6 protein-coding genes are annotated in these 6,236 nt (G+C 49.5%); 4 read left to right on the top strand and 2 right to left on the bottom strand.

Going from position 1 to position 6,236, the window contains the following annotated elements; genetic code table 11:
- Positions 1 to 240: 240 nt before the first annotated feature.
- The 3 genes from Q394_RS0107345 to Q394_RS0107335 are packed head-to-tail and all read left to right on the top strand — an operon-like array spanning position 241 to position 1,488.
- Entirely contained in the window at positions 241 to 519 is a 279-nt protein-coding gene (locus tag Q394_RS0107345; RefSeq protein ID WP_028488710.1) for a hypothetical protein, read from the top strand.
- A 13-nt stretch (positions 520 to 532) separates the two neighbouring features.
- Positions 533 to 1,150 carry a response regulator transcription factor gene (locus Q394_RS0107340; RefSeq protein ID WP_028488709.1) on the top strand — a complete coding sequence of 206 codons (618 nt, stop codon included), beginning with the start codon at positions 533 to 535 and terminating at the stop codon, positions 1,148 to 1,150.
- A 2-nt stretch (positions 1,151 to 1,152) separates the two neighbouring features.
- Entirely contained in the window at positions 1,153 to 1,488 is a 336-nt protein-coding gene (locus Q394_RS0107335) for a hypothetical protein (protein WP_028488708.1), read from the top strand.
- On the opposite strand, the gene Q394_RS0107330 is transcribed toward Q394_RS0107335, so the two are convergent.
- Positions 1,468 to 3,792, bottom strand: coding sequence for a hybrid sensor histidine kinase/response regulator (locus Q394_RS0107330; protein WP_028488707.1), 2,325 nt, complete (start codon positions 3,790 to 3,792; stop codon positions 1,468 to 1,470). The two genes, Q394_RS0107335 and Q394_RS0107330, sit on opposite strands and share 21 nt — an antisense overlap.
- 42 nt (positions 3,793 to 3,834) lie before the next feature.
- On the opposite strand from Q394_RS0107330, the gene Q394_RS0107325 reads away from it, so the two are divergent.
- The gene (locus tag Q394_RS0107325; RefSeq protein WP_028488706.1) at positions 3,835 to 5,613 is read left to right on the top strand and encodes a hybrid sensor histidine kinase/response regulator; all 1,779 of its coding nucleotides are present in this window, start codon (positions 3,835 to 3,837) and stop codon (positions 5,611 to 5,613) included.
- Here Q394_RS0107325 and Q394_RS0107320 read toward each other — a convergent pair.
- Positions 5,597 to 6,217, bottom strand: a complete 621-nt coding sequence (locus Q394_RS0107320) for a response regulator transcription factor (protein ID WP_028488705.1) — start codon at positions 6,215 to 6,217, stop codon at positions 5,597 to 5,599. The genes Q394_RS0107325 and Q394_RS0107320 overlap by 17 nt on opposite strands.
- Between the last annotated feature and the right edge of the window lie 19 nt (positions 6,218 to 6,236).

Raw genomic sequence — 6,236 nt, 5'->3', positions numbered from 1 at the left:
AAAGCCAAAGTGGACGGGCAATGGAAACTGTTTTGCCTGATGCACAACCTCGAAAAGCTGGCACATTACGGGTATGTCGCATGAAGGGGGAAATGATGCTGCCAAACACGCAAAAATGCACCGTATTGAGCGTATCAGGTGGCATTCAGGGCGTTATGGGGAAGCAGGAAGTCGGCAACGCTGAAAAAAACGCCCGGTCGTTTGGGATGTTCAAAAAAATGACTGCCCGATCTGGATGGGATGATCAGATTCGGGTTTTTCTACACCCTCGTTGGAACCATCACGCCGATCGGCATTTTCAGCCTCGGCCTGCGATACCAGCAGAGCAAAGGTAATTACATCGGCACCACCACTACACCACTCGGTGAAGTCAATGCCAACATCGGTGTTAAGAACAAAGATCACAACAGCTGGATCATTGATTACCGCACGCCACTCACTGACAGCCTATTGTTCAGCACTAGTGCAGAGCTAGGGAATCGGCAAGGTGTCAGACTCGAACTCAATCAGCGTTTTTGAAAGATTAGAATCAATGCAAGTGTTACTCGCCGACGACCACGCCATCTTTCGAGAAGGCTTAATGCTCCTGATAGGCACTCGATTTCCCCAAATTGAATGGCATCAAGCCAATAACTGGCATGAAGTTCATCAAGTTTTGCTACGAAGCCCCATCACGCTAGCACTTGTTGACCTGAATATGCCCGGTCAGATGCCTTGGCCTGATGAAATTCGGCGATTATCCAAACAATTCCCCAAACTACCGATATGCATTTTGTCCGCTACTAGCGACCCTGAGGTAATCCAATCCGCGTTTCAGCTCGGCATTAAAGGCTATATTCCCAAACTGGTGGATATCGAAGAACTACAACAGGCCATTTCGGTGGTTTTATCAGGAAGAACCTATCTACCCAGTCAACTATGGGAAACACAACCCACCACAAACAACTACGATAAGGCGATCCTTACGCAGCGCCAATCCACTATCATGCGACTATTGGCGCAAGGCAACAGCAATAAACAAATTGGCATAACACTCAACCTGACGGAAAGCACAGTAAAACGCCATGTCTACAATATTTTTCAGACACTCGCCGTCAATAACAGAGTCGAAGCCATTAGAAGCGCCCGTCAACGCGGGCTGATTACCTAACAATGCCTACTACCCAAACCTCCACCATGCCGCTAAGCAACAAACTGAGCCAGCAACAGCTATCCCTTTTCCTGCGCAAAGCACTGCCAGAACTAACCAAGGACTACGCAGCATTGGACGCACACTTGCAAGATCAACAATGGGCAAAAGCAGCCCAACAGGCGCACAAACTGTTATCCACGATCAAATTACTAGGGCTAGATGCACTACTTCCCCTACTGCTGCAAATACAGGAAGATACCCCTAAGTCCAGAACCGACACATTCAGGCAAACACTGCATAACACCTCTCAACAACAGTTGGCAGCACTCGCCGCCTTAGCACCGCCGCCGCGCTGACAACACTTGTTGAATGACCGTCTCCAAGTCTGAATATTCAAAGGGTTTAGGCAAGAAAGCATCCATCCCTACTGCTTCACCCTCCTGCTTCACCTGATCCAACGCATGGGCGCTTAAGGCAATGACAGGCATGTGTGGATTATTCCCATGACGACGCAACCAACGCGTGACTGCAAAGCCATCCATACCCGGCATACTAATATCCAGCAATATCACATCAAAATCCCGCTGCTGAAGTTGCAAAATCGCAGATTCGCCATCCGGGGCAAGCATCACATCGCTCACCCCCATGTTATGCAGCATTTCCGCCCCCACAAAACGATTGAGTTCCGCATCATCCACCAACAAAACCCGTAAACCCGGCGGTAAGGTATGCCGCGTCACCGCCACATCCTCAACAACCAACAAGGGTGCTGCCTTAAATACCAGTTCAAAAGCAAACGTGCTGCCTTCACCAAGCTGGCTATTCACACTCAGCTCCCCCCCCATCGCCATAACCAAACGTTTACTGATAGCCAAACCCAAGCCTACCCCGCCTTGTTGCAGCACTGCTTGCCCTGTCATTTGTGAAAATGGCTCAAATAGATACGCAAGCTTCTCAAACGGGATACCGATACCCGTATCGGCAACGGCAAAATGTATCCGATAACCACCACTTGCTAACGTTTGGACAGTCACCTCCAAAGTGATATAGCCGTAACGGGTATACTTGACAGCATTATTCAATAAATTCATCAACACCTGCGTCAAACGCAGCCTGTCACCCAGCAGCGTCACCCCCTCAGCCACACCATTGACCTGCACCAACAACTCCAGCCCTTTCTGTCTAGCCAGAGGCGTTATCAGCCCGTTTAGCGCCTGAAGCACAAGCATCAATCGGAAGGGCTGATTATCCACTTGCATCGTCTGACTAGCCGCTTTTGCCATATCGAGAATATTCCCCACCAGATGCAACTGGTGCTGCGCTGCCGAATGCAAACGCTCTACGTACTCTTCTTGCTTACCCCTAGACGAATCCAGCCGCAATAACCCGGTCAAACCAACAATGGCATGTAAAGGCGTGCGTAATTCATGGCTCATCACCGCCAAAAACTCATCTTTAGCTTTATGCTCTGCCTGCATTTTCTGGAGCTGCTCGCGCTGAAACCGCATCCGTAACGCCTGAAGCCAGGTCACCGGAAAAATCAATTGCAGGCCAATCAACCCCATATACAGATCTTGGGACGGATCCCATCCCTGCACATTTAACGCCAAATGCCACCAGTTCCAAGATTGCGTTATCAGCGCCATCACATGCACGACACCGAAATAGAGTGCAATCTTGTTGCCGCGTGAAGCCAGTAACAAACTCACCGGAATTTCCAGCAAGTACAAACCCAACCCCAACCAGCTCGGTATAATCGTCCCCCCCGGTACCCCACCTGCAACCACCATCAGTGCTACTGTTATTCCCACTCCCCACAAATAAAGCCGACTCAATCGAGGATAATGCCGAGGTAAATCCAAAATTTGACGACTAAATAATAAAAACGCCGCAATGGCGATAAAAACAGGTGCGGTAAAAAAATAAGAGCCGGTATCACTTAAAAACGCCAAAGCGGGAAATAACGGATTAGTCCGATGCAGCGTGGCGAACATCGCCAAAATATGAATAGCAAGAAAGAGGTAACTGGATTCCCGCAAACTCACAAACATCAGCGCCTGATAAGTCGCCAATAAGAGCAACGCCACATACAAACCACTCAGCAACCAATAACGCTCATTACTGCGATCCAGCATGGCATTAGCGGAAAGGAACTCCACCGGCAAGCGCAAAATGGAATCACCATTGGTGACGCGCAAGTAAACCTGGAATGTTTGATCAGGTGGTAAATTCACCTGCCACGCCCGACGCGGGAAACCCTGTAGCGGTTCGGCATATTGCGCAGCGCTTGCCTCCGTCATCTGCCGACTATCAGCACCATCAGGAAACAGGTACAAAGCAAACTCATCCCCCAACAAGGTATCCATCAATAAATACCAAGGCTCACCGGAAGGATTCGTCACCGTAAAGTGCAACCACCAAGCAGAACGGGTACGCCCAAGATTGGCTACAGACTTGCCATCAACCACACGAAAAGCATCGGCGGCTGCCATCACTGAAGTCAAATCAAGCTGGTGGGTAGCATCTTCAAGCAATGCCACCTGAGGCGTAACGGCTATTTGTCCCGCGTCAAAAGGTAATATCAACGGCGGCTGGCCTGCTTGCACCGGAGCACTCAGCACCCATAAACCCACCAGCAGTAAATACCACAACTTCAACACAACCGCCTTCCATTAGACATACAGGCACAGGATAATACGAACATGACAGAGCTTACCCATATTACATCCAGGCCAACAACCGACTTTCTTGATGAAAAGATACGGGCTGCCATTAGCAATTACCTCAATTCTGCGCTTGCCGTGCTGATTACTTCGTTACTACTGGCAATAGCACTCATCTCACTGGACGCGAAGCTTACCACCAAGGTATTGGTCTGGTTAGGCTTTCAAGCGTTCTGGAGCAGCATTCTGCTGTTCCTCTATTGGCGTTACCGCCACGATCACCAATCTATCCGCCACATGTGGGAATATGGTCTGGAACTACCCTTGAGCCTTTTAACAGGAGCAACGTGGGGCATTGGCTGGGCAGTGCTCATTGAGCCTGAAAATATCACCAGTGCTTTTTTCCTGAGCATCACCATTTGCGCGGTCGTACTAGGCTATGTAGTCTCCACGCCTTTACACAAAGCAGTCACCATCACCGGGGTTCTCGCGTGCCTCATCCCCGTCATTCTCATGGCCTTGTGGTTAGGTGGCCTCTTGTTTTACTGGATTGCAGCGGCTGCTACCATTTTTGCCATAGTCGGCTGTGTCTACGGCCTCAAGTTGAACCAAATTTACATGGAGGTACTGTATCAACGCGAGGAGAACCAGCGTCTGCTGGATGCGTTATCCAAGGAAAAACAACAAGTAGAAACCATCAGCCGAGAAAAAACCCGTATTCTCGCTGCCGCCAGCCATGACTTGCGCCAACCCATGCAAGCCATGCGTTTATTTGAAGGTCTACTTGCCGAACAACTCACTGACAGCAAACAGCAAACCCTGCTTAACAAGCTCAGCCAATCTTCCAAAAACCTGGCCAGTTTATTGGAAGCCCTGCTGGATGTCGCCAAACTGGACGCAGGAGCTGTCCAAACCCAACCGCAACCCGTTGCACTTAACCAACTGTTTCGGCAGCTCTATCAACGCTATGCCGACATCGCCGACACCCAAGGCATTGAGTTACATTATGTAGAAACCCGTCAGCACCTCTTCACCGACCCTGAACAACTGAACCGCATTCTGAGTAACTTGTTGGACAATGCCATCAAACACATGGGGCGACCCGGTAAAATTCTCTTGGGTATCCGCCGCCACGGCAACGACTTACGGCTGGAAGTCTGGGATAACGGTAAAGGTATCCCTCAACACGAGCAACAGCGTATTTTTGAAGCCTTTTATCAACTAGATAACCCTGAACGAAATCGCACTAAAGGTGTTGGGCTAGGTTTATCCATCGTCAAGCGCTTGACCAATTTACTTGGCTGCGAACTACGCCTGATCTCTACGCCTGACATTGGCTGCCGTTTTATACTGGATATTCCCGCCCCTCTGCGCTTGACGGAGGACGCTCTACCAGTAGTGACACCACACAACCACGCGGCAGAACCCGCGCCATCACCACCGCAAAACTTGCATACTTTACTGTTATTAGAAGATGACAGTGAAGTTGCCGAAGCCTTATCGGCGACACTCCGCGCATGGGGATTAGACGTCAGAACTGCCAGCAATACCCAGAAGGCACTACAGCACTTACACGATTGGCTCCCGGATATGCTGATTTCAGACTACCAACTAGAAGGGGGCGACATTGCCACCACAGCGATTAGCGCCATTAGCGCACACATGCCGCACCCCGTACCCACACTCATCTTAACCGGCAACACCAACCCGATGATTATCCGTGAGTTGCAACAATGCCATTTACCGACCCTCTACAAACCGATACACATTGAAACATTAAAACACGCGATTCATACGCACTTCACGCCTCAGGTTTAAGCAACAAGTTACGTTCACGCGCAATATTGACCGCCTCCAAGCGATTGTTTGCATCAAGAATTCTGAAAATATTATGCAAATGACGTTTTACCGTACCCTCTGTCAGCGTCAGTAAGGTAGCCATTTGCTTATTACTTTTACCTTGTGCCAGAAAGGTCAATAACTCGCGTTGCCGCCAAGTTAACAATGATGATGTATCAAAATCTGTGGTTTGCAGCCATACCTTATCTGGCAAATAAATACCGCCAGCCATTAAGCACTGTAAGGCCGATACCATATCCGCCATCGCCATGGTTTTAGGGATGTACCCCTTAACCCCCATGCCAAAGGCTGTTTTAATGTGTTCTTGTGAGCTACTACCAGACACGATACACGCGACACCCGTAACAACACTCATCACATCGGTTAACTCTTCCTCCCATGCCTGCTGCCCCGGCATCGACAAGTCCAGCAGAGCCAGACTAAGCGTATATTGGTGTATGACCTGATGAACCTCTACCCAACTATTGGCGTGAATGATCATCGCTTGTGGAAAGAGCTGATTCAGCAGCAATGCCATGCCCTCACGAAACAAAGCATGATCATCTGCCAGTAAAATATTCATCAACTCAGTTCCTCAACTG

This window comes from Thiothrix lacustris DSM 21227 (assembly GCF_000621325.1).
In the GTDB taxonomy this organism is placed as follows: Bacteria; Pseudomonadota; Gammaproteobacteria; order Thiotrichales; family Thiotrichaceae; genus Thiothrix; species Thiothrix lacustris.
The sequence above is the reverse complement of the archived record's forward strand: the minus strand, read 5'-3'. Positions and strand labels throughout refer to the sequence as shown.